The 24,268-nt window shown below is 63.2% G+C and carries 30 protein-coding genes and 1 pseudogene; 18 read left to right on the forward strand and 13 right to left on the reverse strand.

Translation table 11 applies throughout. The annotated features are described in order from the left end of the window. Positions 1-12 precede the first annotated feature (12 nt). Both AC0L3B_RS31260 and AC0L3B_RS31265 read right to left on the reverse strand, forming a co-directional pair. A complete protein-coding gene (locus AC0L3B_RS31260) occupies positions 13-273 on the reverse strand; it encodes a hypothetical protein (RefSeq protein ID WP_018460379.1) in 261 nt (86 codons plus the stop codon). Positions 274-380: 107 nt separating this feature from the next. Then, on the reverse strand, positions 381-878 hold the full coding sequence (locus tag AC0L3B_RS31265) for a ferritin-like domain-containing protein (protein ID WP_026234016.1): 498 nt from the start codon (positions 876-878) through the stop codon (positions 381-383). 227 nt (positions 879-1,105) lie between these two features. On the opposite strand from AC0L3B_RS31265, the gene AC0L3B_RS31270 reads away from it, so the two are divergent. The 4 genes from AC0L3B_RS31270 to AC0L3B_RS31285 all read left to right on the forward strand — a co-directional run bounded on the left by AC0L3B_RS31270 (position 1,106) and on the right by AC0L3B_RS31285 (position 3,435). Then, positions 1,106-1,708, forward strand: coding sequence for a NuoB/complex I 20 kDa subunit family protein (locus AC0L3B_RS31270; protein WP_473381623.1), 603 nt, complete (start codon positions 1,106-1,108; stop codon positions 1,706-1,708). Positions 1,709-1,737: 29 nt separating this feature from the next. Beyond that, entirely contained in the window at positions 1,738-2,607 is an 870-nt protein-coding gene (locus AC0L3B_RS31275; RefSeq protein WP_166517552.1) for an MBL fold metallo-hydrolase, read from the forward strand. A 73-nt stretch (positions 2,608-2,680) separates the two neighbouring features. Continuing rightward, the gene (locus tag AC0L3B_RS31280) at positions 2,681-3,016 is read left to right on the forward strand and encodes a hypothetical protein (RefSeq protein WP_143273835.1); all 336 of its coding nucleotides are present in this window, start codon (positions 2,681-2,683) and stop codon (positions 3,014-3,016) included. A gap of 182 nt (positions 3,017-3,198) precedes the next feature. Further along, on the forward strand, positions 3,199-3,435 hold the full coding sequence (locus tag AC0L3B_RS31285) for a DUF3551 domain-containing protein (protein WP_083926601.1): 237 nt from the start codon (positions 3,199-3,201) through the stop codon (positions 3,433-3,435). Between the two features lie 109 nt (positions 3,436-3,544). On the opposite strand, the pseudogene AC0L3B_RS31290 reads toward AC0L3B_RS31285, so the two are convergent. The 5 genes and pseudogenes from AC0L3B_RS31290 to AC0L3B_RS31310 form a co-directional block, all read right to left on the reverse strand. Continuing rightward, positions 3,545-4,404, reverse strand: a pseudogene (locus AC0L3B_RS31290) (SIR2 family NAD-dependent protein deacylase). Further along, positions 4,405-4,884, reverse strand: a complete 480-nt coding sequence (locus tag AC0L3B_RS31295; RefSeq protein ID WP_018460385.1) for an NUDIX hydrolase — start codon at positions 4,882-4,884, stop codon at positions 4,405-4,407. 73 nt (positions 4,885-4,957) lie between these two features. Continuing rightward, entirely contained in the window at positions 4,958-5,743 is a 786-nt protein-coding gene (locus AC0L3B_RS31300) for a succinate dehydrogenase iron-sulfur subunit (protein ID WP_018460386.1), read from the reverse strand. Positions 5,744-5,781: 38 nt separating this feature from the next. Next, positions 5,782-5,946, reverse strand: coding sequence for a hypothetical protein (locus AC0L3B_RS31305; RefSeq protein ID WP_204511968.1), 165 nt, complete (start codon positions 5,944-5,946; stop codon positions 5,782-5,784). After that, the gene (locus tag AC0L3B_RS31310) at positions 5,918-6,427 is read right to left on the reverse strand and encodes a DUF2243 domain-containing protein (RefSeq protein ID WP_085348962.1); all 510 of its coding nucleotides are present in this window, start codon (positions 6,425-6,427) and stop codon (positions 5,918-5,920) included. The genes AC0L3B_RS31305 and AC0L3B_RS31310 overlap by 29 nt, the downstream gene beginning before the upstream one ends. A gap of 423 nt (positions 6,428-6,850) precedes the next feature. On the opposite strand from AC0L3B_RS31310, the gene AC0L3B_RS31315 reads away from it, so the two are divergent. Further along, positions 6,851-7,066, forward strand: a complete 216-nt coding sequence (locus AC0L3B_RS31315) for a hypothetical protein (protein WP_018460391.1) — start codon at positions 6,851-6,853, stop codon at positions 7,064-7,066. A 704-nt stretch (positions 7,067-7,770) separates the two neighbouring features. Here AC0L3B_RS31315 and AC0L3B_RS31320 read toward each other — a convergent pair. Then, positions 7,771-7,944 carry a hypothetical protein gene (locus AC0L3B_RS31320; protein WP_162847264.1) on the reverse strand — a complete coding sequence of 58 codons (174 nt, stop codon included), beginning with the start codon at positions 7,942-7,944 and terminating at the stop codon, positions 7,771-7,773. A 270-nt stretch (positions 7,945-8,214) separates the two neighbouring features. On the opposite strand from AC0L3B_RS31320, the gene AC0L3B_RS31325 reads away from it, so the two are divergent. Then, the gene (locus tag AC0L3B_RS31325; protein WP_083926604.1) at positions 8,215-8,403 is read left to right on the forward strand and encodes a hypothetical protein; all 189 of its coding nucleotides are present in this window, start codon (positions 8,215-8,217) and stop codon (positions 8,401-8,403) included. Positions 8,404-8,423: 20 nt separating this feature from the next. Here the strand turns inward: AC0L3B_RS31325 and AC0L3B_RS31330 are convergent, their stop codons facing one another. Together AC0L3B_RS31330 and AC0L3B_RS31335 are read right to left on the reverse strand one after the other, a co-directional pair. Continuing rightward, entirely contained in the window at positions 8,424-8,891 is a 468-nt protein-coding gene (locus AC0L3B_RS31330) for a metallophosphoesterase family protein (RefSeq protein ID WP_247295139.1), read from the reverse strand. 14 nt (positions 8,892-8,905) lie between these two features. Continuing rightward, positions 8,906-9,223: a DUF6894 family protein gene (locus AC0L3B_RS31335; protein WP_231190486.1), complete on the reverse strand. Its 318-nt coding sequence runs from the start codon at positions 9,221-9,223 to the stop codon at positions 8,906-8,908. Between the two features lie 30 nt (positions 9,224-9,253). Between AC0L3B_RS31335 and AC0L3B_RS31340 the strand changes: the two genes are divergently transcribed. From AC0L3B_RS31340 to AC0L3B_RS31395, 12 genes are all read left to right on the forward strand, one after another. Next, entirely contained in the window at positions 9,254-9,376 is a 123-nt protein-coding gene (locus AC0L3B_RS31340) for a hypothetical protein (protein WP_018460395.1), read from the forward strand. 139 nt (positions 9,377-9,515) lie between these two features. Beyond that, positions 9,516-10,499, forward strand: coding sequence for a cytochrome c oxidase subunit II (gene coxB / locus AC0L3B_RS31345; protein WP_473381624.1), 984 nt, complete (start codon positions 9,516-9,518; stop codon positions 10,497-10,499). Then, positions 10,496-12,409 carry a cytochrome c oxidase subunit I gene (gene ctaD, locus AC0L3B_RS31350; RefSeq protein WP_247473895.1) on the forward strand — a complete coding sequence of 638 codons (1,914 nt, stop codon included), beginning with the start codon at positions 10,496-10,498 and terminating at the stop codon, positions 12,407-12,409. Before coxB ends, ctaD begins: the two co-directional genes overlap by 4 nt. Beyond that, complete coding sequence (locus AC0L3B_RS31355; RefSeq protein WP_247473897.1) at positions 12,406-13,005, forward strand: cytochrome c oxidase subunit 3; 600 nt, start codon at positions 12,406-12,408, stop codon at positions 13,003-13,005. The genes ctaD and AC0L3B_RS31355 overlap by 4 nt, the downstream gene beginning before the upstream one ends. Beyond that, positions 13,002-13,355, forward strand: a complete 354-nt coding sequence (locus AC0L3B_RS31360; protein WP_018460399.1) for a hypothetical protein — start codon at positions 13,002-13,004, stop codon at positions 13,353-13,355. The genes AC0L3B_RS31355 and AC0L3B_RS31360 overlap by 4 nt, the downstream gene beginning before the upstream one ends. Then, complete coding sequence (locus AC0L3B_RS31365) at positions 13,343-14,281, forward strand: cytochrome c oxidase assembly protein (RefSeq protein ID WP_473381625.1); 939 nt, start codon at positions 13,343-13,345, stop codon at positions 14,279-14,281. Before AC0L3B_RS31360 ends, AC0L3B_RS31365 begins: the two co-directional genes overlap by 13 nt. Before the next feature lie 58 nt (positions 14,282-14,339). Then, positions 14,340-15,131, forward strand: a complete 792-nt coding sequence (locus AC0L3B_RS31370; RefSeq protein ID WP_247473904.1) for a GlcG/HbpS family heme-binding protein — start codon at positions 14,340-14,342, stop codon at positions 15,129-15,131. Between the two features lie 118 nt (positions 15,132-15,249). Next, on the forward strand, positions 15,250-17,106 hold the full coding sequence (locus AC0L3B_RS31375) for a PQQ-dependent dehydrogenase, methanol/ethanol family (protein ID WP_473381626.1): 1,857 nt from the start codon (positions 15,250-15,252) through the stop codon (positions 17,104-17,106). Further along, complete coding sequence (locus AC0L3B_RS31380; protein ID WP_473381627.1) at positions 17,090-17,923, forward strand: substrate-binding domain-containing protein; 834 nt, start codon at positions 17,090-17,092, stop codon at positions 17,921-17,923. The genes AC0L3B_RS31375 and AC0L3B_RS31380 overlap by 17 nt, the downstream gene beginning before the upstream one ends. Next, complete coding sequence (locus AC0L3B_RS31385) at positions 17,923-18,558, forward strand: c-type cytochrome (RefSeq protein ID WP_026234023.1); 636 nt, start codon at positions 17,923-17,925, stop codon at positions 18,556-18,558. Before AC0L3B_RS31380 ends, AC0L3B_RS31385 begins: the two co-directional genes overlap by 1 nt. A gap of 16 nt (positions 18,559-18,574) precedes the next feature. After that, positions 18,575-18,943: a c-type cytochrome gene (locus AC0L3B_RS31390; protein ID WP_018460405.1), complete on the forward strand. Its 369-nt coding sequence runs from the start codon at positions 18,575-18,577 to the stop codon at positions 18,941-18,943. 26 nt (positions 18,944-18,969) lie between these two features. Further along, a complete protein-coding gene (locus AC0L3B_RS31395) occupies positions 18,970-21,348 on the forward strand; it encodes a glucose/quinate/shikimate family membrane-bound PQQ-dependent dehydrogenase (RefSeq protein ID WP_473381628.1) in 2,379 nt (792 codons plus the stop codon). On the opposite strand, the gene AC0L3B_RS31400 is transcribed toward AC0L3B_RS31395, so the two are convergent. From AC0L3B_RS31400 to AC0L3B_RS31410, 3 genes are read right to left on the reverse strand one after another with little or no spacing between them, the layout of a single operon-like run. Beyond that, a complete protein-coding gene (locus AC0L3B_RS31400; RefSeq protein ID WP_473381629.1) occupies positions 21,308-23,134 on the reverse strand; it encodes an SDR family oxidoreductase in 1,827 nt (608 codons plus the stop codon). The genes AC0L3B_RS31395 and AC0L3B_RS31400 overlap by 41 nt on opposite strands. A 57-nt stretch (positions 23,135-23,191) precedes the next feature. Next, entirely contained in the window at positions 23,192-23,593 is a 402-nt protein-coding gene (locus AC0L3B_RS31405) for a hypothetical protein (RefSeq protein WP_377791641.1), read from the reverse strand. 22 nt (positions 23,594-23,615) lie between these two features. Next, positions 23,616-23,810, reverse strand: coding sequence for a hypothetical protein (locus tag AC0L3B_RS31410; protein WP_018460409.1), 195 nt, complete (start codon positions 23,808-23,810; stop codon positions 23,616-23,618). Between the last annotated feature and the right edge of the window lie 458 nt (positions 23,811-24,268).

Below are 24,268 nucleotides of genomic sequence, written 5' to 3' on the forward strand. Positions count from 1 at the left end.
CCGCGCGAACTCTCAAGCCCGTGTAGCAGCCGCGCCACGGGCCCGCTTGCAGAAGTTCTCGAGATGGTACTGGTATTCGGAGATCGCGCGATTGGCCATCCGGATCCGGTTTTCCTGGCCTTCCTCGACCATCATGGTGATGCGCTGGGCCAGAAACACGCACGCCTCGAACTCATCGTGGATCGCCCCGCTGCGGGCCAGAAAGTCCCACGCGATCTCATAGGCCTGTTCGGCAGCGGGACTACGGTAGTCGCTGAAAATGATGTGCGCCATTACAGCCAAACGTGGATAAGAGGGTTCCGGTCCTGCGAGCCGATATGACCGCAGGCGGACTCGGCGGCCGAAGCCGCCGGTCTCGCCGTGGTGGGTGTGGAGTGCGATCAGGCCGCCTGGCGCTGATGCGCCAGATATTCCATTGTCACCTTCTCGACGTTCGAGTCGATCCAGGCGGCCATGCGCTGCTCCTCCTTCAGCGACGTCTCAAGAGGCTCCTTGGCCTCCGCGAACCCAGCGGCGCCGCAGAGGGCGAGCAAAGACTTGTATGCAGCAATCTCGAAATTCTCGAAGGCATTGTTGGCGAATGTGTTCTTGAGAATCTCGTCGCCGGCGACAGAGTGTGCCATGGCTTGCATGTTCGCCATCATGGATTGCGTCGTATCCTTGAGGCTGGAGGTGCTCTCCCCGCAGGCTTCCAGGCATCTCTCCAGCCGCTTCAGCTGCTCGTTGGTTTCCTGAAGGTGGGCGGCAACCTTGGCCTTGACCTCGGGATATTCGTCCAATCGTTCCGACTGACGTTCCATCAACTCTCGCGCCTGCACTTCCATCGCATGCGCATTGCGTAATCCAACCACGAATGTATCGCGGGCTGCGTTCGTCATTTCATGTTCTCCATTTCACCGGCCTTGTCGCCGCCAACCGCAGTTTCGGTGGATCGTTCCTAGAGTGATCCGTGACGCCGACGCTGGGTTCCGGCCGCCGGACCCGAAGCTAACCTGCGATAACAGAACACAAATCCCGCTACCGCCGCAGGAACGCGGCATGCAAATGACTGTTTTCCCGAACGTGTGGTCGCATCGCCAAACGGCCGCAGCGCTTAGGGACAAGAATGACAGACAGCTCTCCGCACGTCGGCAGCTCAGGCGCTTCGCTTGGCCGGCCTGGACTTGGCCGGCCCGGACTTGGCCGGCCGGGCGAGGGACGGCCCGACAACACTTCCGATCCGTTCTTCATGACGATCCGCGACGATCTTGCGGACAAGGGCTTCTTCACGGCGAGCGCGGAGGAGCTGATCACCTGGGCGCGAACCGGGTCGCTGATGTGGATGACGTTCGGGCTCGCCTGCTGCGCGGTCGAAATGATGCAGATGTCGATGCCGCGTTACGATGCCGAACGCTTCGGCTTCGCGCCGCGCGCATCGCCGCGCCAGTCGGATGTGATCATCGTCGCGGGCACGCTCACCAACAAGATGGCGCCGGCGTTTCGCAAGATCTACGACCAGATGCCCGAGCCACGCTACGTCATCTCGATGGGGTCGTGCGCTAATGGCGGTGGTTACTACCACTATTCGTATTCGGTCGTGCGCGGCTGCGATCGTGTCGTGCCGGTCGACATCTACGTGCCCGGCTGCCCGCCGACCGCGGAGGCGCTGCTGTACCGCGTGATGCTGCTTCAGAGGAAGATCCGGCGGATCGGCACAATCGAGCGCTAGTGAGCTGACCAACTCGGACTTGAATGGACATGACGCAGATCCCGCTTCCCTCTTCCGCCGACGCGGAGCACGCGCAATCCGACCTCGACCGCAATGACAACACGCGGCAGATCGTCGCTGACGTCGCCTATCGTCAGCTCGCGATCGTCAACGTGATTTTCGTCGGCCTCGAAAACGCCGGCGACGGCAATTGGGTGCTGGTGGACGCCGGCATTCCCGGATCGGCTGGCGCCATCCGCTCCGCCGCGAAAGCCCGGTTTGGAGGAAACGGCCGGCCTTCCTGCATTGTCATGACGCATGGGCACTTCGATCACGTCGGCGTGCTCGAAACGCTAGGGAATGAATGGCACGTGCCGGTTTATGCCCATGCGGCCGAGCATCCCTATCTGGACGGAAGCCAATCCTATCCGTCGGCCGATCCCAGCGTCGGTGGCGGGCTGCTCGCTCGGCTCTCTCCGCTCTTCCCGACAAAGCCGGTGGATGTCGCATCGCGCCTTTATGATCTTCCCTGTGATCACAGCGTGCCCTTCATGCCGGAATGGCAGTGGATCCATACCCCCGGCCATACCCCAGGGCATATCTCGCTCTGGCGCGAACGCGACCGCGTGCTGATTGCCGGCGATGCCTTCATCACGACGCGGCAGGAATCCGTCTACGCCGCAGTGACGCAAACGCCGGAGATGCACGGGCCCCCGATGTATTTCACCCCCGATTGGGGAAGCGCCAAGACATCGGTGCGCGCACTTGCCGCACTCGCTCCGGAGATCGTCGTCACGGGGCACGGCGCGGCCATGCAGGGGCCGCAGATGCGCGCGGCTCTCGATGCTCTCGCCCAACGGTTCGACGAAGTTGCCGTGCCTTCGCAATATCGACGCGGAGTCGTCGACGACAGAGCTTGATCACGCTGCACGGCTAGGAACGGTGGATGCTTCACATGATTGATCCGACATCGAAACCTCAAGGAGAAGACAGATGCGTAAGACAATCCTGACGATCTTTACGGCAGCAATGCTTGCAGGCGCTTCAGTCGGCGCAGCGTTCGCGCAAGGTGCTGGCGGTGGCGCCGGTGGTGGCGCAGGCGGCGCCGGTGGTGGGGCCGGAGGCGGTGCTGGCGGCGGCGCGGGCGCTGGTGCCGGGGCTGGCGGCGCAGGCGCAGGCGGTGCTGGAGCTGGAGATGGCGGCTCAGGCGGAACCGGCGGCGGCGGCGGCATCACCCATGTCGAGCGGGGCGGACAAGGTGCTTCCAGTCCTTCCGGCATGCGCAACGAAACGACCCCACCGTCCAACGGCGCCACGCCGCGTCGCTAGCGGTTCGCGGTTAGCAATCCTCCAAAGCGCGCCCTTGCTGTTGCGCGCATGAGAGCGGCCTCGGTGAGATCCTCTCCTCGCCGGGGCCGCATCGCGTTCAGGTCGCAATTAGAGGAGTCGGTAAACGTTGCACTTGGAACGCCGCTTCACGAGGCACGTTCAATGTTGAAATGGAGATTTCCATGAAGCATCGATTGCTCCTGGCCGCCGCCTCTCTCGCGCTCGTGACGGGCCTCGGCTCCCCAACGGCGGCCGTCGCACAAGACCGCTACTGCCTTCAGGGCCGCGTCTGGGGCTATCCGGGCAACTGCCAGTTCGCCAGTTACGCTCAGTGCATGGCGACTGCATCGGGAACGCACGCCTATTGCGGCGTCAATCCTCGCTATGCCTATGCACGGCGATATAGGGGATATCGGTGACCGGCCCAGGTGCGGACTGGTCATCGATCCTCCTTCTGACCGATCCCGCCGCTGAGCCGAGCGGCCCCGCGGCAGCAGAGCAAACGCTCAAGGCGCGCCAGGGACCGCTTTAGCTCTCTCGCTCGATACGCCGGCGGATGTCCAGCAAAAACTGGCTGACACCATCATCTGGGCTGACGCCGTCAGGCGACGCTATGGTGGTGATGCCCCAGTTCGCCAATACAGCCTCCTGCACCGGATTGCGCTGCGTGACGAACGCGAAGGACCTCGGTCGGTCCTGGCGGTGCCCGGACTCATCCCAACTCTGCCAAATCCGATGCAGCAGGAGCCGAATGTTGGGATCGGACATGCTGTATCCGATGAAAAGCAGCGTGCTGCCCAAGGCATCGGCGCGAAACCGGATATCGATTGCGAGTCGAACGCGAGCCGGTTGAGGAAGTCGGTCTCGGTCAAGACGAGCGAGGCATCGTCGTCGAAGTCGCCATGAAATTTGATGATGTGCGTGACGCCGGAACGGGCGCTTGCAATGTCCTTTGCGTTGCTGATCTTGGCATAGGGCTTTTCCAGGACCTCGAAGGCCGTCTCGAGGTTGCGGTCGTAGTTCGTGGTGTAAATGGTCGGAAAATCGAGCTCCACGATCAGCCGGTGGAGCCGTGAGGCCGCGATCCTGTCCGGGTCGACGCGCCAGTTGCGGTCGAGCCAGCTGCGGAGCGGGCCGATTCCGCCGCGCTTCAGCCGGTAGTACTCCGCCAGCATCTGATAGCCGCCGTGCATCCCAGCGATCACGTCGCGCTCAAGTCCAAGGTCATCCAGCAGATGGTCGATCAGAGATTGCCAGGACGGCAGGCCGACAGCCATCGAGACGCCGGCGCCGACGAACAGGATCGCGCAGCGTCGCTTGATCGCCGCGGCCAAGACCTCATGAGGCGGTCGCTCCTCGAATGCGAGTCCGGTCGGTTGCTGGTTCATCTACCTTGAATAACTGGACGAGACGCGGGTTCCTGGAGCCATGCCATCGCTCAGCGGTGAGGGGGCGGTCTTCTCCGTCTGCGCCGCGAAGCGGGCGATTAGACGACGAAGCTGCGCCTTGTGCACCAGACGGCCCGCCGTCTTCGGCGAGACCCAGATTGCTTCACGCTCTCCCTTTTCCGGCCACCAGCGCTCCTGCCCGTGGACCCTCATGGGAAAGACGGCAACGTTCATGGTCCGCTTGCGATCACCCTTCCGCTTGCGATGCTTGAAGGAGCCCAGCGCGCGCTTTGCGGTGACGCCGACGAGACCGGCCTCCTCGTACGCCTCGAGCGCAGCCGTACGGTGCGGCTCCGTCTTGCGCATCGGCGATCCCTTCGGGACACTCCACCTGCGCTTGCGCCTGGTCGTGATCAGCATCACGCGTAATTCGGAATTGTTCAGCATGAACGGCAACGCGGCGAATTGTTTCTTGCCCATCAGGCGCCTCCAGTTTGGTCGATAAGCCTACCCCGCAGCCATCGTTCCTTCATGCGCGAGTGTCCGTCCCCGATCAGAACTTCCGTTCGACCATCTTGAGGCGCAATCCGGAAATGGCTTCGCCCGGATTCAAGCCCTTGGGACACGCCTTCGCGCAGTTGAGGATGGTGTGACAGCGATAAATCCTGAAGGGGTCTTCGAGCTTGTCGAGGCGCTCGCCCGTCGCCTCGTCGCGACTGTCATTGACCCAGCGGGCCGCCTGGATCAGGGCCGCTGGGCCGAGGAAACGCTCGGAATTCCACCAGTAGCTTGGACAAGATGTCGAGCAGCAGGCGCAGAGGATGCACTCGTAGAGCCCGTCGAGCTTGGCCCGATCCTCATGGCTCTGTCGCCATTCCTTCGGTGGTGTGGGTGACACGGTTTGCAGCCAAGGTTCGATCAATGCGAGCTGTGCGTAGAAATTCGTCAGGTCGGGAACGAGGTCCTTGACCACTGGCTGATGCGGCAAGGGCAGCACGCGCAGCGGCTCGCCGTTCGGAACGTCCTCGCTCATGGACTTGGTGCAGGCGAGCGTGTTCTGGCCGGCGACATTCATCGAGCAGGAGCCGCACACGCCTTCGCGGCAGGACCGCCTGAATGTCAGCGTGGAGTCGATGTTGTTCTTGATCCAGATCAGACCATCCAGAACCATGGGCCCGCAATCGCTCATATCGACGAAGTAGGTGTCGAGCCGGGGATTGCGTCCGTCGTCGGGATTCCAGCGATAGACCTGGAATTCGCGCAACGATTTGCTGTCCGGCTTGGGCCAGATCCTTCCCTTTTCGACGCGGGAGTGTTTCGGAAGCCTGAACTCGACCATGTTACCTCCGGGAAGACATGAGGCGTGATAACCGCGCATCAGCCGGGATTGAAGCAGCGTAGTTGCAGAAGATCATCCAGCGACACACCCAACAGCACGATGCGAAAGGCCGGTGCTGTAGCGAGCATCAGCAGCAATATAAAAATGGCATAGACCAGAGCTGGCGGGGTCTCTCTAGCGAGGCTGTAGACTGCTTTCCGCATGGACCCTCCCTTGCGTGCCGGCGCGTGTCATGGCGGCGCCGATGACCAACATGGCCGCACCCCATAGCAGGAAGCCGATGTCCCAGAAGATGCGCTGCTCGTGAGGCACGGTCTCATTCACCTGGTGCAGCTTGAAGACCTCATGGTCAACCACGCCTTCAACCAGATTGAAGATGCCCCAACCGAGCAACACCGCGCCGAGACACTGGCCGCGCGACCAGTGGATGTCAGACCTGCGCGCCCGTTGCCACAGCACATACAGGCCGAGGAGCACAACAACATAGGCCGCGCTGTGGAAGATGCCGTCCCAGGTCGTGTTGAGCTTGACGTTGTCGATGGAGTTGAGCGGATACCAGCCGCTTAACATATGATGCCATTGCAGCAGCTGATGAAACACGATGCCGTCAAAAAACCCGCCCAGACCAAGCCCGAGAAGGACGCCCGCGGAAATCGGGAAGCTGCGTGAATTTCTGTGTTGCATGATTTTGCTCGTGCGCCGGTCGGCATCTGGATGATGGACAAACCGTCCTCAGTGCTGCCGTTCCTATGATCATGACGCACTTCCCGTGCCAATAACCTGCGTTAACCTGCGGGCTCGTGCCAGGATGCCGACATCAGGTGGAGCATCGCCCGGCTGCTTACGGCGGCGATAGGAACGTTCGAAACGGTCGCAGCGTCTTGTGAATCCAACATTGGAGATTCCACGTCGTATTTGCGATCAGATGGCACCCCGGCGAACAGCAGGTCGCATAGATGTCGCCGCCGATCATTCAGCGTCACCTGGCGATCCTGAGCAATCTCAGGGAAGTCGGCTAGAGCTTCACCAAGCGACAAAGGAGCGACGGTGGCCGTGTGTGTCCGCCCACGTCAAAGTCTTCGATGATTCCAATCGCGAGGAGCCAATATGGCGTATGCCCTGTTCAAGGACGGCGAAAAACTGAGCCGGACGTTTTCAACCAAAGAGGAAACCCTGAAAAAGGCCGAAGACGCCGGTCTGGTCGAAAGCGGCGGGGGTCAGCCCAGGCTCGAGGATGACCTGAAGATCAAGCCCTGCTCGCCCGACCCCGAACCTCGAAGCGAGGACGACCTCGATTGGACGCCGGAAAACCCGGCGTCCTGATCGCCGATCTAACAGCCTTTGCAGATGCTCTTGATCTTTCGATCGACGTGGGAATCCTGAGAGTTCTCCGAGCGTATTTCGGCGTCGCCCGGGATCGACGGACCGGGTGTCGCAGTTCCGTCAATCCGTCCGCTGCTGGTCCCCCCTGCGGGATTGCCGGCCCGCCCGACGGTGGTCGATCCTCGCGGCCCGCCACCGCTCGATTGGGCCGTTCCAGCGGTGTTCGTGCCGGTAGCCGTCGTGCCACGCGAAGCCGCGGCCGCGTCGCCTGGATTGCCCAGGCTGGGCGATGCACCGCCCGTCTGGTTTGTAGCTCCTGCAGACCCAAGGCCTGCCGACCCAGGGCTTGTGGCACCGCCGGTGCCGCCGCTCGTGCTGCTCGCGCTTGCTCCGCCCGATCCTCCCGAACCGCCGCCACCGCCACTCTGCGCCGAGGCGGCCCCTATCGACGCGGTCGCCAGGAACGCGATCAGCATCAAGCTCGAAGTTGTCTTAGCCATTGCTCAGCTCCTCTCACGATCGTCGTGCGTGTGATGTTGATCGCGCTCACCACCGCCTCCCGAGACGTGTGATTTGCGGTCGTTGGTAGCCGTTCCGGGCGCAGGGCGCTCATGCTCGCGACCTCCCTTTTCGGGGTGCTTGCGATCCTGCCGCGAGGAGCCCGGACCACCGAAGCGTTCACTGTCTGAGTTCTTGTGTGGCATTCATCGGTCCTGCTGGTAGCCTTGGTTTGTCGTGTTCTGCTTGATGTTGCCGTGACGACCCTGGGTGTCGAAGTTCTCGCGGTCGGGGACTCTTTCATCCGTCTCGATCCTGGGATCAGATCCGGGTCCCTTGTCGCTGCGCTGCTCTGGCGGTATGGGGGGCAATTTGGACATTGCATGCTCCTTGTTTCGGTCTCGCGACCTCATGCGCTGGCAATGAGATGGGGCGGCGGTCGTTCCTGATCGATGCTGATGCATGCCCGTAGGAACGAACGATTCCTGCCCGTGTTGACCCCGCAGTTCATACGGAAGGCTTTTTGTTCATGGTCCAGGCTCTATCGCGGGAAACGGAGAAGGACGGCACCCGGAAGCTGATGATGGCGGGATCGCTGGCGTACGTTGATCGCGTGCCACCACACCGACAGATCGCAGAGAGGACAAGTTATGCCGAAAGCGAAAGCGCCTGAAAACGACCCGAGAGAAACACCGGTCGACGATCCGCGACAGCAGACGGATTTGCCAACCCACCGGCAGACGGACCAGCCTTGGCAGGGAAATCCCGAGAAGGAGCAGATCGACCCAAAGCGTCCCCCGATTGATCTGGAGCGATGGCAAAAGTCGAATACCCACTAGCTGCTACGCATGCGCTTCGTTCACGCGTCGAGCTCATGGATGGTGGGCCGCAGGTCGCCGCCCTCATCGAGATCGAGCGTTGCCAGCGTGATCGGCAGCTTGAATCGCCTTGGACCGGCGCTTCCAGGATTCAGGAAAAGCACTCCGTTGATCGTGTTGACCTGCACCCGATGCGAATGTCCTGATATCACCACGTTCACACCGGTTGCCGCGGGGTCGATGGCGAGCGCCTTGAGATCGTGAAGGAGGTAGAAACAACGAGCGCCGAGGTGCACTGTTTCGGTTTCGGGATAGCGCCTCGCCCAACTGCCGACATCGACGTTTCCCCTGATGGCGGTGACGGGCGCTATTCGGCAAAGCCTCTCCAGAACCTCCGGCGCGCCGATATCACCAGCGTGGAGGATATGCGACACCCCTGCAAGACGGCGTCCGGCCTCAGGTCTGAGAAGGCCGTGCGTATCCGAGATCACTCCGATCCTCAACGCCATGTCAGGCCGCGACTTCAGTGCAGGACATCCAGTGGCACTTTCCCGATCTCCTCACCCTGCTGGTTCGTGACCAGGATGGAAAAATGACGATTCCTGAGTTCGGGACGCTCCGCAAGGAGCCTCTTCGCGATCTCCTCGGCAACGTCCAGCGCCACGATGTCGTCGGGCAATTCAGCTCCTCCCTCGTCGGCGACGGTCTCGGAGTCGACCAGATCAAAATGATAGCGCGGCACGTGAACCCTCAATTCGTCGCAGGAACGCGCGATCTCGGGCCTTCGTTCCGGCGCTCGCACGTCAACGCCCGGCGTGTCCGCAGGAACCCTCAGGGTCATCGCGGCATTGCTGCTTTTTGGAGCCGACACATGCTCGGAGAGTTGCGCGTGCTTGCCCAGCCGGGCGCAATCATCGCCAGTCTCGCCGTCCTGTTGCTGATGGCCGCTGGCGATGCGGCGATCGTGATCGCCGTGAAGGGCTGGCCATTCTAGCCCGATGATTGATGTCGGACATCCCTCTTCGGCCCATCGCTCCGATTAGCGGATAGGAACCTTTGTAGGCCTGCCCGGTTCCGCCTGTGAAGCGGAGTGCGACAAGGCGTCAATGCAGGTCTGGGTGCGAAGGGTTCTGGTGTTGTGCACGATCTGGCCGCTCACGGCGTGTGCGGGCCGGCAATCGGCGCTCGATCCGCAAGGGCTGCAATCCGGCCAGATCTTGCACACGCTGTTCATCTTCCTCGCTGTGTCGGCGGTCGTCTGGACCGCCGTCGTGATCGCGCTCTGCATCGGAATGATGCGGCGAAAACGTTCGGCTGATCGGCCGCTTGACCTTCACCAAGCCTTCGAGGAACGCTCCGGGCGCGTCATCCTCGCGCTTGGGATTGCGACCACCGCCGTCGTGCTCGGTCTCTCCTTCGTGAGCTATGCCGGACAACGTACCGTCTTTGCCAAGGACGAGAAAGCCCACATCCTCAAGATCATCGGCCACCAATGGTGGTGGGAGGTCCGCTATGAGGCCGACAGTCCGCACCAGAGTTTCGTGACGGCCAACGAGATTCGAATCCCCACTGGCGAGCCGGTGAGACTGGAACTGGAATCGGCCGACGTGATCCACAGTTTCTGGGTGCCCAGCCTGACCGGCAAGATGGACTTGATCCCCGGGCAGAAGAACGAGCTGCAATTCACGGCGAAGAACGCGGGCATCTATCGCGGGCAATGCGCCGAGTTCTGCGGGATCCAGCACGCCCACATGGCATTTGCCGTGATCGCGCTGCCGCCCGACGAGTTCGGCCGCTGGCGTGACCATGCAAACCAGAGCGCCAACAGCCCTGCCGATCCGCTCGGCAAGCAGGGCGAGGCTCTGTTCCGGGCGCGCGGATGCGCCTTGTGCCACAACATTAGCGGCACGCTGGCCGGCGGGCAGCTCGGCCCGGATCTCACGCATATCGGCAGCCGCACGACCATCGCGGCGGGAACGTTGCCGAATAATTCGGCCACGCTCGGCGCCTGGATCGCCGATCCCCAGCACATCAAGCCCGGCAATCTCATGCCGAGGATGCCGCTGCAATCGGATGAAATGATCGCCATCATTCATTATCTGGAGCAGCTCAAGTGAGCATCGCCGCTGAACCAAATGAGTTGCGGGACGACGTCCTGAACGGCCTTCGACTTTCCACACAGCTGGAGAAAGTGTGGCGCACGCCGTCCGGCTGGATGGGCGCGCTGACGTCGGTCGACCACAAGGTGGTCGGCCGCCGCTACATCATCACGGCGTTCGTATTCCTGCTCCTCGGCGGCCTCCTCGCGGTCCTGATGCGCATTCAGCTGGCCGGGCCGGAGAAGACGTTTCTCTCCGCCGACAAGTACAATCAGGTCTTCACGATGCACGGCTCGACGATGATGTTCCTGTTCGCCGTGCCGGTCATGGAGGCGTTCGCCGTTTATCTGGTGCCGTTGATGGTCGGCACGCGGAACATCGCCTTTCCGCGACTGAACGCCTTCAGCTATTGGATGTTTCTGTTCGGCGGCTGCTTTCTCTGGATTTCCTTTGCGCTGAATGTCGGCCCGGACGTTGGCTGGTTTGCCTATGTCCCGCTCTCCTCGCTGCAATTTACGCCGACAAAGCGCCCGGATGTCTGGGCGCAAATGATCACCTTCACCGAGGTCGCGGCGCTCGCCGTCTCCGTGGAAATCATCGTGACCGTGTTCAAGCTCCGCGCGCCCGGCATGACGCTCGACCGCATTCCCCTGTTCGTCTGGGCCATGCTGGTGACGAGCTTCCTTGTGATGTTCGCGATGCCCTCGATCATGGTCGCATCGACGTCACTGATCCTGGATCGCCTCGTCAACACGCGCTTCTATGATTCCTCCTCGGGCGGACATCCCCTGCTCTGGCAGCATCTGTTCTGGTTCTTCGGCCATCCCGAGGTCTACATCATCTTCATCCCGGGCACGGGAATGGTCTCGGCGATCCTCGCGACGTTCGCACGACGGCCGGTGATCGGCTATCCCGTGGTGATCCTCTCGTTGATCGCGACCGGCTTCCTGTCGTTCGGTCTCTGGGTCCACCACATGTTCGTCACGGGCCTGCCCCAACTCGGCGCGGCCCTGTTCACAGCCTCCAGCATGCTGATCGCAGTGCCGAGCGGGCTGCAGATCTTCTGCTGGCTGGCAACGCTCTGGGACGGGCGTCCGGTCTACCGGACCCCGCTGTTGTTCGTGATCGGCTTCATCGTGATCTTCGTGCTAGGCGGGCTGTCCGGCGTCATGGTCGCCTCGGTCCCGATCGACACCCAGGTGCACGACACCTATTTCGTCGTCGCCCACTTCCATTATGTCCTGATCGGCGGCGCTGTGTTCCCGCTGGTCGGCGCGGTCTACTACTGGTTTCCCAAGATCGCCGGCCGCATGCTCAGCGAGCGACTCGGGCGCTGGAATTTCTGGCTCGCCTTCGTCGGCTTCAACGTCGCCTTCTTCCCGATGCACATCCTCGGGCTGATCGGAATGCCGCGCCGGGTCTACACCTACACCGCCGACATGGACTGGGCGCACCTGAATCTCGTGTCCAGCGGTGGTGCTCTCATTTTCGCGCTCAGCTTCGCGTTGCTTTTGGTTAACGTGATCTACAGCCTTCGCAAAGGTGCGCTTGCAGGCGACAATCCTTGGGATGCCTCAACGCTGGAATGGGCGACGTCATCGCCGCCCCCGCCGCAGAATTTCGACCGCATTCCGGTGGTCAAGCACCGCGATCCGCTGTGGGCCGATAGCGAGAGCCTGCCCGTGGTCGCGGGTCTGAGCGCCGAGCGGCGCGAGGTCCTGCTGACCTCGCTCGCGGAAGCTGAGCCGCAGATCCGGGAGGCTTCGCCCGAACCCAGCATCTGGCCGCTGCTCACAGCTATCGCGACGACAGTGTTCTTCATCGGCTCGATCTTCACGCCCTGGGCCGTGCTCTGGGGCACACCACCGATGGCCGTGACGTTGATCGGCTGGTTCTGGCCGAGCGGCAGCAAGGAGGACGAGGAGTGAGACAGACTATCGTCCGCAATGTCGCTGAACTGCCGACTTACGGCTATGGCCCGCGCAGCGGACCGTGGTGGGGCGCCATGGGCTTCATGGCGCTGGAGGGCATGGGCTTTGCCATTGCCATCGGTGCCTATCTCTATCTCTACGCCGTCAACCCAACTTGGCCGATCGGCGCCTCGCCGCCCGATCTCTGGCCGGGCACAGCCGAAGTCGTGATCTATCTGCTGAGCATCATCCCGAACGAGATCACCAACCGCGCCGCACACCGGCAGGATCTCGCGAAGGTGCGGACCGGACTCATCGTGATGGCCCTGATCGGCATTGCCCTGCTGGTGCTGCGCGGCTTCGAGTTCGCGCATCTCAACACCCGCTGGGACAATTCAGCTTACGGCTCCATTGTTTGGCTCATTCTGGGGCTGCACACGACCCACCTTGCCACGGATGTCGGCGACACGGTCGTGCTGGCGGTGTTGATGTTCACGCGCCATGCGAAACCGCGCCGGTTCAGCGACGTGACCGACAACGTGTTCTATTGGAACTTCGTCGTGCTCGCCTGGCTGCCGCTCTATGTCTTGCTCGATTGGGTGCCACGCCTATGACCGCAGCCGATCGACATTCCAGACTGCTTTATTGGGCCGGCGTTGCGCTCGGGCCCATCGCGTGGGGTATCAACTTGCAGGGCGTCTACGTGCTCGCGCACTTCTCCTGCGAACAGACCAGGCTCAGCGGCGCGATCATGAGCGCGGTTCTGGCTGTCGTCGCGCTGGCAGGCACCGTCATTTCGGCCCGCGCCGTTCGGCGCGGCGCGGGGGCTGAATGGGCCGATGCGCGGGGTGGCGGACCACGAACGTTCATGGCCTGGCTCGGCGTCGGCTCCGGCGTGTTATTTGCGCTGGTGATTGCGAACCAGTTCGCCGCCTCGCTCATGATCAGCCCATGCCTGCGCTGAGCTTTGCAGCACTGCTGCTCGCGCTGCTCGCGGCGCCGGCCGATGCGCACGGACTATCGGATGTCGATCCCGGTTCGCTCTGGAGCTACGATCCCTGGCTCATGGCCCCGCTCTATGCCGTCGGTATCGGCTTCTATGTCGGAACGCAGCGGCTCTGGCAGCATGCAGGTGGTGGCCGTGGCGTCAGCTTCCGCCAGGTGGCCGCGTTCTGGACCGGATGGCTGGTGGCCGCACTTGCCGTGACCTCGCCGCTGCACTGGCTCGGCGAGCGTCTGTTCACTGCGCACATGATCGAGCACGAACTGATGATGGTGGTCGCGGCACCGCTGATGGCGTACGCCCGGATCAATGGCCCGCTGCTGTGGAGCTTGCCAGCCCGGCTGCGCCCGGCCGCGGGTCGCATGCTCAATTGGCCGATCCTGGCGTGGCCCTGGCGTTTTGTAAGCCACCCCATGAGCGCGACCATCCTGCACGGCGCAGCGCTCTGGGTCTGGCATGCACCGCCTTTATATGCGTGGGCGCTCGAGAATACGGCGATCCATCGTCTCCAGCACATCAGCTTCTTCGCGACTGCGCTGTTGTTCTGGTGGGTGCTGCTGCATGGCCGCGGTCAGGGCCGTAGCACTCGAATTCGCGACGGCATCGCTGTCGCGTGCCTTTTCATCACCATTTTGCATTCCGGCGTGCTCGGAGCTCTGCTGACCGTGTCGCCGCGGCTGTGGATCCCAGGCCAGGGCGCCCTCGCCGGGGAATTCGGCCTCTCGGCACTCGAGGACCAGCAGCTCGCCGGCATCCTGATGTGGGTGCCCATGGGCCTACTCTATACCGGCGCCGCGTTGTTCTTTGCTCACCGCTGGCTGACTGCGAACGGCGGTCATTCCCGCCTGCCGCTCCCTTCAACATCCGGGCTGAGCGACGCTGCATAGGAACCGCAACTTCTGTTCGAACGTTCGCCTGCCGACTGCGACACTCCACGGAGGCCACATGGAAAAACGATCCGTCATGGTGCTAACGGCAATCTTCACCGCAGCATTCTTGGTGCCTGCAGTCTTGAGCGCGCAGGACCAACCCAAGTCAGGGATGTCGTGCCCGGTCGACCATGACAAGCTCGCCGATATCCTCAAGAAGAGTGTCAAGCCGGGCGGCGGCCCCAGCAACGGCGGTCTCGACAACAACGAGTGGGCTGCCGTCGTGAATCGGCAGGGCATCGTCTGCGCAGTTGCCTATAGCGGCGGCAAGGTCGACGACCAGTGGCTCGGCAGCCGGGCCATCGCGGCCGAGAAGGCCAATACGGCGAATGCGTTCAGCCTAAAGGACAAGGCGATGGCGACGGCCAATCTCTATGCCGGGGCGCAGCCCGGCGGGTTCCTATTCGGCGCGGCACTCGGCAACCCGCCGTTCCCGGAAGCCTTGTACGCCGGATCTCCGGACAGCTTCGGCACGGCCAGCGATCCAATGGTGGGCAAGCCGATCGGCGGCACGATCGTGTTCGGGGGAGGGCTGGCGCTCTATGACGGCAACGGCATCACGGGCGCGCTGGGCGTCAGCGGCGACAGTTCCTGCGCGGATCACAACGTGGCCTGGCGCGTGCGTCACCAGCTCGGGCTCGACCGCGTGCCGGCCGGCGTCAGCCCCAACATGAAAGACGCAATCATCTATGACATCGGACCCGACGGCAAAAGTCCGTCTGGATTTGGCCACCCCAAGTGTAACGGCAAGGAAGATCAGATCGCAGTTGACCTCGGCGCCGGCGTATCCGGCAACGTCGTGAGATAGCTCGTCGTCGGTCTCACCTCTTTGGAACCAAGCGAAGTCGGAACGTTTGTAGGTTCGTAAACCGGCCTGCAACGGCGCACGGCCTCGTCACTGCTCACTGCCGTGGAGATCTTTACATATGTTAGTGCGTGGTCTCACGCGTTTGCTGGGCCGACTTCCAGGCTTCCTTTGTGCCCTTTGCGCGTCCTGCGCGTTGCTGTCGTCCGCCTCGGCACAGACCGATCTTGCCAGCCGCATGAAAGATCCAGGCCAATGGCCGATGGCGGCGCGCGATTACGCCAACACCCGCTATAGCAACCTTGATCAGATCAACGCCTCCAATGCATCGCGGCTGCAGCTTGCATGGACGTTCTCGGTCGGTGCCGATCGCGGCCAGGAGGCGGCGCCGCTCGTGGTGGACGGCACCATGTATGTGGTCGGCCCCTATGCCGGCCCCTACCCCAACCGTGTGTTCGCACTCGATGCCACGAGCGGTGAATTGAAATGGTCCTACGCGCCAAAGCCTGAACCGGCAGCCGCGGGCGTTGCCTGCTGCGACGTGGTCAATCGCGGACTCGCCTTCGACAACGGCAAGGTCTTCCTCAACACGCTTGATAACCACACGGTCGCGATCGACGCCAAGACCGGCAAGGAGCTGTGGCATACGAAGCTCGGGGAGATCAACAAGGGCGAGACCATCACGATGGCTCCCGTCGTGGTCAAGGGCAAGGTGCTCGTCGGCAACAGCGGCGGCGAGATGGGCGTGCGCGGCTGGGTCACCGCGCTCGATGAAAACACCGGGGCCATTGCGTGGCGCGCCTACGCCACGGGCCCGGACAAGGACGTGCTGATCGGCGACGACTTCAAGCCGTTCTACGACAGTCTCAAGGGCAAGGATCTCGGCGTGAAGACGTGGCCGGCCGACCGCTGGCAGGTCGGCGGCGGCACGATGTGGGGATGGATCTCCTACGATGCCGAACTCAATCTGATCTACTACGGCACAGCCAATCCGAGCCCATGGAACGCCAACCAGCGCAGCGGCGACAATCTCTGGAGCACCACAATCTTTGCCCGCGACCCGGACACCGGCCGCGCCAAATGGGCTTACCAGATCAACCCGCACGACCTGTTCGACCACGACGAGATCAACGAGAATGTGCTCGTCGATCTCGAACTGAATGGACAGCCGCGCAAGGTGCTGATCCACCCGGGCCGCAACGGCTATATGTACGTGATGGATCGGGCGACCGGCGAAGTCATCTCGGCGGACGCGTTTGAATTCGTCAATGCCTATAACGGCGTCGATCTCAAGACCGGCAAGATCATCCCCAACGAGGAGAAGACGCCGCTCGCCGGCAAGACCGTCGAGAACATCTGCCCGGCCGCGCCGGGCGCCAAGGACTGGCAGCCAACCGCCTGGTCGCCCCGCACCAAGCTGCTCTACGTGCCGCATCAGCATCTTTGCATGAACTTCAAGGCATCGCAGGTCGGCTATATCGCAGGCACACCTTATGTGGGCGCCGATGTCGACATGTATGCCGGCCCCGGCGGCCACCGCGGCGAATTCATGGCGTGGGATCCCGTCGCGCGCAAGAAGGTCTGGGAGATCCACGAGAAGCTGCCGGTCTGGAGCGGCGCGCTGGTTACGGCAGGCGACGTCGCGTTCTACGGCACCATGGATCGGCTGTTCAAGGCCGTGGATGCCAAGGACGGGCATGTCCTCTGGCAATTCCGCGCCGGCTCCGGATTCATTGGCCAGCCGATCTCCTATCGCGGCTCCGACGGACAGCAATACATCGCGATCCTGTCGGGCGTCGGCGGCTGGCCGGGTGTGGTGGCCAACGCCGAGGTCGATCCGCGGGTGCGCAACGGCGCGCTCGGTTTTGTCGGTGCGACCCAGGATTTGCCGTTCTACACCGCCGGCGGGAGTGAGCTGCTGGTCTTCAAACTCGGCGGCGCGAATGGTGAGGACACCAGCCATGCGCCTTCGAAATAGTTATCCCGGCATCGCTCTTCTGGTCGGGCTTGCAACCACGGCGGCGGCAGCGTCGGATCGCGAGCTTCGCGTCTGTGCCGATCCCAACAATCTGCCGTTCTCGAACAGCGCCGAAGCAGGATTCGAGAACAGGCTCGCGGCCATGGTGGCCGAGCATTTCGGCCTGCAGGTCTCCTACACCTGGTGGGCGCAGCGCCGCGGCTTCATCCGTAATACGCTGAAAGCCGGCAAATGCGACGTCGTCATAGGCGTGCCGTCCGGCTATGATCTGGTCGAGACGACCAAGCCCTATTATCGCTCGAGCTACGTGTTCGTCACGCGGCAGGACCAGCACCTCGACCTTTCGTCCCTGCTCGACCCGCGCCTGCATCACCTCGCGATCGGCGTGCATCTGATCGGCGATGACGGCAACAATCCGCCGCCCGCGCAAGCGCTCGGCGAACAGGGCATCGTTGACAACGTCCGCGGCTACTCCATCTACGGTGATTATCGCCAGGCCGATCCGCCGGCGCGCCTGATCGAAGCCGTCGAAAACGGCAGCCTCGATGTCGCCGCAGCCTGGGGTCCGCTCGCCGGATATTTCGCCCAGCGCTCTCCCGTCCCCCTGACGGTCACGCCGATCCGGGATTACGAGCGCTTTGCACCTCAGCAGTTCCAGTTCGCCATCGCGATGGGCGTGCGCAAAGGCGACGACGCCTTGCGCGACCGACTGAATGCATTCATCGACGAGCACCGGTCCGAGATCACCTCGCTGCTGCGCAGTTACGGCGTTCCGCTGGTGGACCAACCGGTTACGGTATCGGGAGGACATGAGTGATGTCTGCTCCAGTGCTGCGCGCGAGCGCCCTGTCGTTGCTGCTGGCGGTTGTGCCGAATGGTGCGGGACTGGCCCAGCAGACTTTGCCGCAGTCGCAGGAGGCGCAGATGCCGACGCTGTCTCCGCGCCCGAACTTCGGTGGCAGCGTCGGCAATGGCAGGCCCGGCGTCTTCATGCAGGTCCCCGTCAGTCACCTCCATCCCGGCGCGCAGCCGGACCCGCCGCAGATCAAGAACCCTGTGCAGGGCGATCCCAATGCGGAGCAGCGCGGGATGACCTACTACGTCAACTTCAACTGCGTCGGCTGCCACGCGCCAAATGGCGGCGGCGGCATGGGTCCGGCACTGAGCAACAACAACTTTACTTACGGCTCGCAGCCAGAGAACATTTTTCTCTCGATCTACCAGGGGCGGCCGAATGGAATGCCGGCCTGGGGCGGCGTGCTGCCCGACAGCGTGATCTGGGATCTCGTCACCTATATCGGCAAGATCAGCAACGAGCCGAGCCACCAATGGGGCCGAACCTTTTCCGCGAATCTGCCTTCGCCCGAAGTCGAGCAAGTCCCGAGCGAGCAGGTCTCGACGACCGATCCCTGGTCTGCCACCAAGTCTTTCAATTTCGGCCAGAAGCCCTGATCGCCGGGAAGCAGCGATGGCAAATCCGATCACGAGATTGCTAGTCACCGCGCTGCTGGCTACCACAGGCGCCGCCTGCAAGGCTGCGGGCCCGGACAACTTCACCGGCGACGCGCGTCGTGGCGCCGACCTCGTCAAGCAGTATCACTGCGGCGGCTGTCACGATATTCCCGGCATTGCCGGCGCCGAAGGCAATGTCGGCCCACCCTTGCATCGGATCGGCACGCGGACCTACATCGCCGGCTACATCCAGAACTCGCCGGACAACATGGCTGATTGGATCGAGGATCCACAGCGGGCGTTGCCGGGCAATGCCATGCCGAGAATGGGCATCCCGCAGAAGGACGCGCGGGACATCGCGGCGTTTCTCTATACGCTGAAGTGACCATCATGCCTCCCATGCATCGTTCAATGAATTGGCTCCGTGACGCGCCATTGCTGGCCATCACCATTGTGCTCGTTGCCATCATGGGACTGGGCCTCCTCGCGGGCGGTGCCTGGCTCGCGGCCCTCGGTGGCTCCGTCTACTATCTGATCGCGGGCGTCATGCTTCTGCTCACGAGTTGGCTGCTCGCGCGCCGTCGTGCCGAGGCGCTCTGGATCTATGCCGCGCTGCTGACGGGAACGATGGCCTGGGCGATCTGGGAAACGGGCTTCGATTTCTGGTCGCTGGCGCCGCGCGGCGACGTGCTCGTGCCGCTTGGCCTGTGGCTGATACTGCCCTTCATTGCCTCCCGCCTGGGGCCTCGCTTGCGCGCGGCGCGATGGGCGCTTGGCCTTGTGTTGGTCGCCGCAGCCATCGTCGTCGGCATGTCCCTGACGAGCGATCGCCGCGATCTTGCCGGCACGATACCTGAGGGCGAAACAACGGGGGCCATTGCGTCTCCCGAACCGGACCAGCCCGCTGCCGGCCAGAACTGGACGGCCTACGGCGGCAGCGGCTTCGGTACGCGCTTCTCGTCGCTGAGCCAGATCACCAAGGACAACGTCAAGGACCTCAAGCTCGCCTGGGAATTCCGCACCGGCGATCACAAGGGCCCGGACGATCCCGACGAGATCACCAACCAGGCGACGCCGCTCAAGGTGGGCGATCTGCTCTACACCTGCTCGCCGCACCAGATCGTGTTCGCGCTCGAAGCCGCGACCGGAAAACTGCGCTGGAAGTTCGATCCGCAGGTGCAGCACAACAAGGCCTTCCAGCACATGACCTGCCGCGGCGTGTCCTATCACGCGACCAAACCCGGCGCGATAACTGCCGACGGCACGCCGGCCCCGAGCGATTGTGCGGGGCGCATTTTCATACCGACCAACGACGGACGGATGTTCGCGCTCGATGCGCAGAGCGGCGTGCCTTGCCAGGATTTTGGCAATCAGGGACAGATCGATCTCAAGCAGGGCAGCGAGATCCAGACACTCGGCTTCTACGAGGGCACCTCGCCGCCCGTCGTCACGGACAAGTTGCTGATCGTCGGCGGAGCGGTGATCGACAACTATTCCGATCGCGTGCCGTCGGGCGTGATCCGCGGCTTCGACATCTATTCAGGACGGCTGATCTGGGCATTCGATGCCGGCAATTCCGATCCGAACGAGATGCCCTCGGCCTCGCATCATTTCACGGCCGGCTCACCCAATTCGTGGAGCATTTCCGCGGTCGACGAGAAGCTCGGACTGGTCTATGTGCCGCTCGGCTCGAGTTCTCCGGATATTTGGGGCGGCGGCCGTTCGCCCGAGAACGAGCGCTACGATTCGGCATTGATTGCCCTCGATCTCATGACCGGGAAACTGCGTTGGTCGTTCCAGAACGTGCACCACGATCTCTGGGACATGGATATGCCGTCGCAGCCCAGTCTGGTCGATTTGCGCCTTAACGGCGGCGTGACGCCTGCGATCTACATCCCGGCAAAGACCGGCGACATCTTCGTGCTCGACCGCCGCGACGGGCGTCAGCTGGTGCCCGCACCGGAGAAGCCGGTGCCGCAGGGCGCCGCGAAGGGAGACCGGCTGTCGCCGACCCAGCCCTTCTCGGAGTTGAGCTTTCGCCCGCCCGGCATGCTGACCGACGCGCAGATGTGGGGCAGCACGATGTTCGACCAACTCGCCTGCCGGATCAAGTTCAAGCGCCTGCGCTATGAGGGGCCGTTCACGCCGCCGTCTGAGCAAGGCACGCTGGTGTTTCCAGGAGACTTCGGCATGTTCGAATGGGGCGGCATTGCCGTCGATCCGCAACGCCAGATCGCGATCGCGAACCCTCAATCGATTCCCTTCGTCTCGCGTCTCGTGCCGCGCGGGAAAGACAATCCGGCAGCGCCGAACGCGGCGCATCCGCCGGGAACCGAGCTCGGCGTGCAGCCGATGTACGGCGCCCCCTATGGCGTCGACCTCGGCATTTTCCTCTCACCGCTCGGCATCCCCTGCCTTGCCCCGCCATGGGGCAACATCGCCGCGATCGATCTCAAGTCGCACAAGGTGGTCTGGCAGCATCGCATCGGCACGATCCGCGATCAGGCCCCGCTGCCGCTGCCATTCAAGCTCGGCGTTCCCATGCTGGGCGGTCCGATCGTCACCGCGGGCGGCGTCGTCTTCATCACGGGAACGATGGATGACTACATCCGCGCGTTCGACGTTCGCGATGGCAGACGGCTTTGGCAGGACCGCCTTCCTGCCGGCGGCCAGTCGACGCCGATGACCTATGAGGCCAACGGCAAGCAATATGTCGTCACGGTCGATGGCGGCCACGGCTCGTTCGGAACTAAACTCGGCGATTACGTGCGGGCCTACGCGCTGCCGTGATCTGCCTCGGCAGGACATGCTTGTGCTTGGCGACGCCTTGTCCCGATCTGCCAGCGCGACGCGCAACTGCTGAAGCCAGGAGAGCCACGCCCGCAGCTAGTCCCAGCGCCGCGAGCCCCTGACTGATGACCCCGGCAGGTGGGAGCTGCTTGCGTGACAGCCAACCGCCATCGATTGACGTGCCCTGCGGACCAGCTTCGATCATGGTGCCCTCGCTGCTCTTCGCCGGGCGCGCGCGCGACAGCAGGTAGCGGAAGGCAACCCCCAGGATGTTCTCGGTAATCTGCGGAGCCATCGCGTAGGCAATTTGGCCGGCACGCGCCGGCCAGCCCACGGCGACCTCATCTTGGGGTGCGCGGACGAGGCTCACGAACGTCTCGGCAACGTCCTCCGCCTGATACAGCAGCGGACCGGGATCGAGCGTCCGGCCGGACATGTTGGCGCCGTGGACGAAGCCCGGCGTGTCGACCATGGCCGGGAAGACGCCGCAGACATGGATGTTGCGATGAGCCCTGAGCTCCTGACGCAGGCTCGCGGTGAAGCCCCGAAGGCCGAATTTGCTCGCTGCGTAGGCCGCAGCAAAAGGCGTCGGAGCCCAGCCGCCGAGCGAGATGTTGTTGATCAAGATACCGCGGTTCTGGCGCAGGAAGATCGGAAGCACCGCGAAAGCGCCATGCATCGTGCCGAGGAGATTGACCTCGATCGTTCGGCGATGAAGTGCGATATCCGCGTCCTGATAGGCCCCGAAAACGCCGGTGCCGGCGTTGTTGATCCAGACGTCGATGCCACCGAGCGCGTCTTCCGCCTCTCGGGCCAGCCGCTGCACCGCCTCGGCATCGGTGACATCGGTCGGGATTGCCAATGCGCGGCCTCCGAGCGCCTCGCATTCCGCGGAGAGGTTCGTCAGGACTTCGGCACGGCGTGCCGCCAGGACCACGCTTGCGCCCTTTCCGGCGAAGGCCAGCGCCGCAGCACGCCCGATTCCGCTCGAGGCACCGGTTATGACGACGCGCGTGCCAGTCATTTGCCGCGGCTCGGATCCGGAGTCGCCCGCCGGAAGCAGCCAGTGCAGGGATCGCCGGAGACGCTCGGTTCCGTCCGCTTCGAACCAGTCGCCATGCGCGAAGATCACCCGCTCCGGCGACAGCCGTATGAGCCGCTCGGCTGCCGACCGCACGGAACGGCCGCCGAGGCGCAGCAGCAGTCGCAGATAGACCGGCGCCGTTCCGTTTGGCTCGGAAATGCCGAGGAGGTTTGCCGCGGCCTCGTTTGACGCGCTGAGATCATTGGGATCGAGATTTTGCACCAGATCCGTCAGGATCAGTGTCCGGCTGCGCTTGTCGAACAGCTCGATCTCGGAGAACATCGGCGCGTTCACCGAGACGGCTTCGAGGTCGGCCCTCCATTCCGCAGGCGTCGCCTCTCCAAGCTCGCGGTCGATGTGGATCCGTGCTGCTCGAACTTGCCGACGCGCCGAAAGGCCGCGCGCCGCGAAAGTCGTCGCCTGTGGCAGCTCTCTCTGCCAGTCGGACAGGAACATCCAGTGCGCGATATTCGGCGCGAGCAAGTACCTTATGGTCCCTAGCCGCTCCAGCTCACCACGGAGAGCCGGCGAATATCTCACCGGCGAATGCAGCACGAGATCGCCGTTCGAGAGCCGAATGACGGTCATGCGCACCGGAAGTTTCAGACCGGCAGCGCTGATCGGGGCATCGTCCACGACCCAGATATCGTCCGTCGCTCGCGACAAACGGGCCGTCGACAAGGTGGCGTCGGAACTTTGCATGAGCGTCTTCCATCACAAGGCGTTTGCTCAAGCTTCGGGAGCGACGCTCGTTCCTCGCTAGGACGCCCGAGCCTGCATGCGGGCATTGCGTCGGCGACGGCGCGCGGCGAGTCGTCCTCGGATCCTCTCCGCCGGAATGTGCCGCGAGACCGCCGGGCCAAGCTCTGGTTCTGAGGGAGGTTGTTGGGTGGCAATCGGCGCTTGGTCCGGACGAGCTTCCATCAGACCGAGCACGGCGCGGCCCTTGGCCGTGATGCGCCACCCGCCATTTGTCCGGTCGATCAGCCCTTGCGAAAAGATGTCCAGCCCCGGCACCCGCCCGGCGAGCCGCCGGGTGCGCTCGGTCCAGTCGCGACCGCTGGTCGCCAGAATGGCCATATCCCGCTTGAGATCCTCCATGGCGGCGAACCCATCCGGGTAGCTCACCAGGATCTTGAGGACCGTCACGTGGAAATTCACCCCTGCCCCCACATGACCATCATCACATCGTCGGGACTTCTGAAAGGGCATTGCGGGCCGCTAGTTTGAGACGATCCGCAGAGATGTCGCCCCTGCTTGCAGTCTCCAGAAGCTTCGAGGCTACGCGAGTCCTGGCGCCGATCTCACAGCGTGGAACAGCTTCACACACCTCGTCCAGAACGGTGCGCAACAACGCCTTGGTCGCGGTATCGATCATGGAAAGCCCCGGCGGAAAGGTTCACGGTAGGGCAATCGCTCCGGCCAGGGATTCAACATTGTTAATGATCTTAAAATTTCGCTGCCTGGCCACTGCCAGCTTGGCGATGTCTTGGGCCTGCTGTGCGCGACCTTGCGGACTCCTGCTCGGCATTGCTCGTGAAATCGGGGAACCTCCGTCGTTGGCCAATCGTTCGCATGCCATGGAGATTGTCGTTTTCGCGGTCCTCGTCCTCCTGGTTGCGACTGTAGTTCGGCATGCGTGATGGCGAACCGCGCAGCTTCGCATTCTCGCGGCTGATTCCGCCCGAGCTTTGCTTCGTCGCTTCACCCTCTTGTCCAAGAGGGCGCAGGGAAGGCCGGGTGCCGGCTGGCACCCGCGGTCCGCTGCGCGAAAAGCACACGCAGGAAAACCGCACAGCAGCATACAGGTGTAGCCAATCACTCGGCCTTCCCTGC

Source organism: Bradyrhizobium sp. Kon56 (genome assembly GCF_055807635.1).

Coding starts and splice junctions, on each gene's coding strand:
- AC0L3B_RS31260 (WP_018460379.1), bottom strand. CDS start 273: ATGGCGCACATCATTTTCAGCGACTACCGTAGTCCCGCTGCCGAACAG.
- AC0L3B_RS31265 (WP_026234016.1), bottom strand. CDS start 878: ATGACGAACGCAGCCCGCGATACATTCGTGGTTGGATTACGCAATGCG.
- AC0L3B_RS31270 (WP_473381623.1), top strand. CDS start 1,106: ATGACAGACAGCTCTCCGCACGTCGGCAGCTCAGGCGCTTCGCTTGGC.
- AC0L3B_RS31275 (WP_166517552.1), top strand. CDS start 1,738: ATGACGCAGATCCCGCTTCCCTCTTCCGCCGACGCGGAGCACGCGCAA.
- AC0L3B_RS31280 (WP_143273835.1), top strand. CDS start 2,681: ATGCGTAAGACAATCCTGACGATCTTTACGGCAGCAATGCTTGCAGGC.
- AC0L3B_RS31285 (WP_083926601.1), top strand. CDS start 3,199: ATGAAGCATCGATTGCTCCTGGCCGCCGCCTCTCTCGCGCTCGTGACG.
- AC0L3B_RS31295 (WP_018460385.1), bottom strand. CDS start 4,884: ATGGGCAAGAAACAATTCGCCGCGTTGCCGTTCATGCTGAACAATTCC.
- AC0L3B_RS31300 (WP_018460386.1), bottom strand. CDS start 5,743: ATGGTCGAGTTCAGGCTTCCGAAACACTCCCGCGTCGAAAAGGGAAGG.
- AC0L3B_RS31305 (WP_204511968.1), bottom strand. CDS start 5,946: ATGCGGAAAGCAGTCTACAGCCTCGCTAGAGAGACCCCGCCAGCTCTG.
- AC0L3B_RS31310 (WP_085348962.1), bottom strand. CDS start 6,427: ATGCAACACAGAAATTCACGCAGCTTCCCGATTTCCGCGGGCGTCCTT.
- AC0L3B_RS31315 (WP_018460391.1), top strand. CDS start 6,851: ATGGCGTATGCCCTGTTCAAGGACGGCGAAAAACTGAGCCGGACGTTT.
- AC0L3B_RS31320 (WP_162847264.1), bottom strand. CDS start 7,944: ATGTCCAAATTGCCCCCCATACCGCCAGAGCAGCGCAGCGACAAGGGA.
- AC0L3B_RS31325 (WP_083926604.1), top strand. CDS start 8,215: ATGCCGAAAGCGAAAGCGCCTGAAAACGACCCGAGAGAAACACCGGTC.
- AC0L3B_RS31330 (WP_247295139.1), bottom strand. CDS start 8,891: ATGGCGTTGAGGATCGGAGTGATCTCGGATACGCACGGCCTTCTCAGA.
- AC0L3B_RS31335 (WP_231190486.1), bottom strand. CDS start 9,223: ATGACCCTGAGGGTTCCTGCGGACACGCCGGGCGTTGACGTGCGAGCG.
- AC0L3B_RS31340 (WP_018460395.1), top strand. CDS start 9,254: ATGCTCGGAGAGTTGCGCGTGCTTGCCCAGCCGGGCGCAATCATCGCC.
- AC0L3B_RS31360 (WP_018460399.1), top strand. CDS start 13,002: ATGACCGCAGCCGATCGACATTCCAGACTGCTTTATTGGGCCGGCGTT.
- AC0L3B_RS31365 (WP_473381625.1), top strand. CDS start 13,343: ATGCCTGCGCTGAGCTTTGCAGCACTGCTGCTCGCGCTGCTCGCGGCG.
- AC0L3B_RS31370 (WP_247473904.1), top strand. CDS start 14,340: ATGGAAAAACGATCCGTCATGGTGCTAACGGCAATCTTCACCGCAGCA.
- AC0L3B_RS31375 (WP_473381626.1), top strand. CDS start 15,250: ATGTTAGTGCGTGGTCTCACGCGTTTGCTGGGCCGACTTCCAGGCTTC.
- AC0L3B_RS31380 (WP_473381627.1), top strand. CDS start 17,090: ATGCGCCTTCGAAATAGTTATCCCGGCATCGCTCTTCTGGTCGGGCTT.
- AC0L3B_RS31385 (WP_026234023.1), top strand. CDS start 17,923: ATGTCTGCTCCAGTGCTGCGCGCGAGCGCCCTGTCGTTGCTGCTGGCG.
- AC0L3B_RS31390 (WP_018460405.1), top strand. CDS start 18,575: ATGGCAAATCCGATCACGAGATTGCTAGTCACCGCGCTGCTGGCTACC.
- AC0L3B_RS31395 (WP_473381628.1), top strand. CDS start 18,970: ATGAATTGGCTCCGTGACGCGCCATTGCTGGCCATCACCATTGTGCTC.
- AC0L3B_RS31400 (WP_473381629.1), bottom strand. CDS start 23,134: ATGCAAAGTTCCGACGCCACCTTGTCGACGGCCCGTTTGTCGCGAGCG.
- AC0L3B_RS31410 (WP_018460409.1), bottom strand. CDS start 23,810: ATGATCGATACCGCGACCAAGGCGTTGTTGCGCACCGTTCTGGACGAG.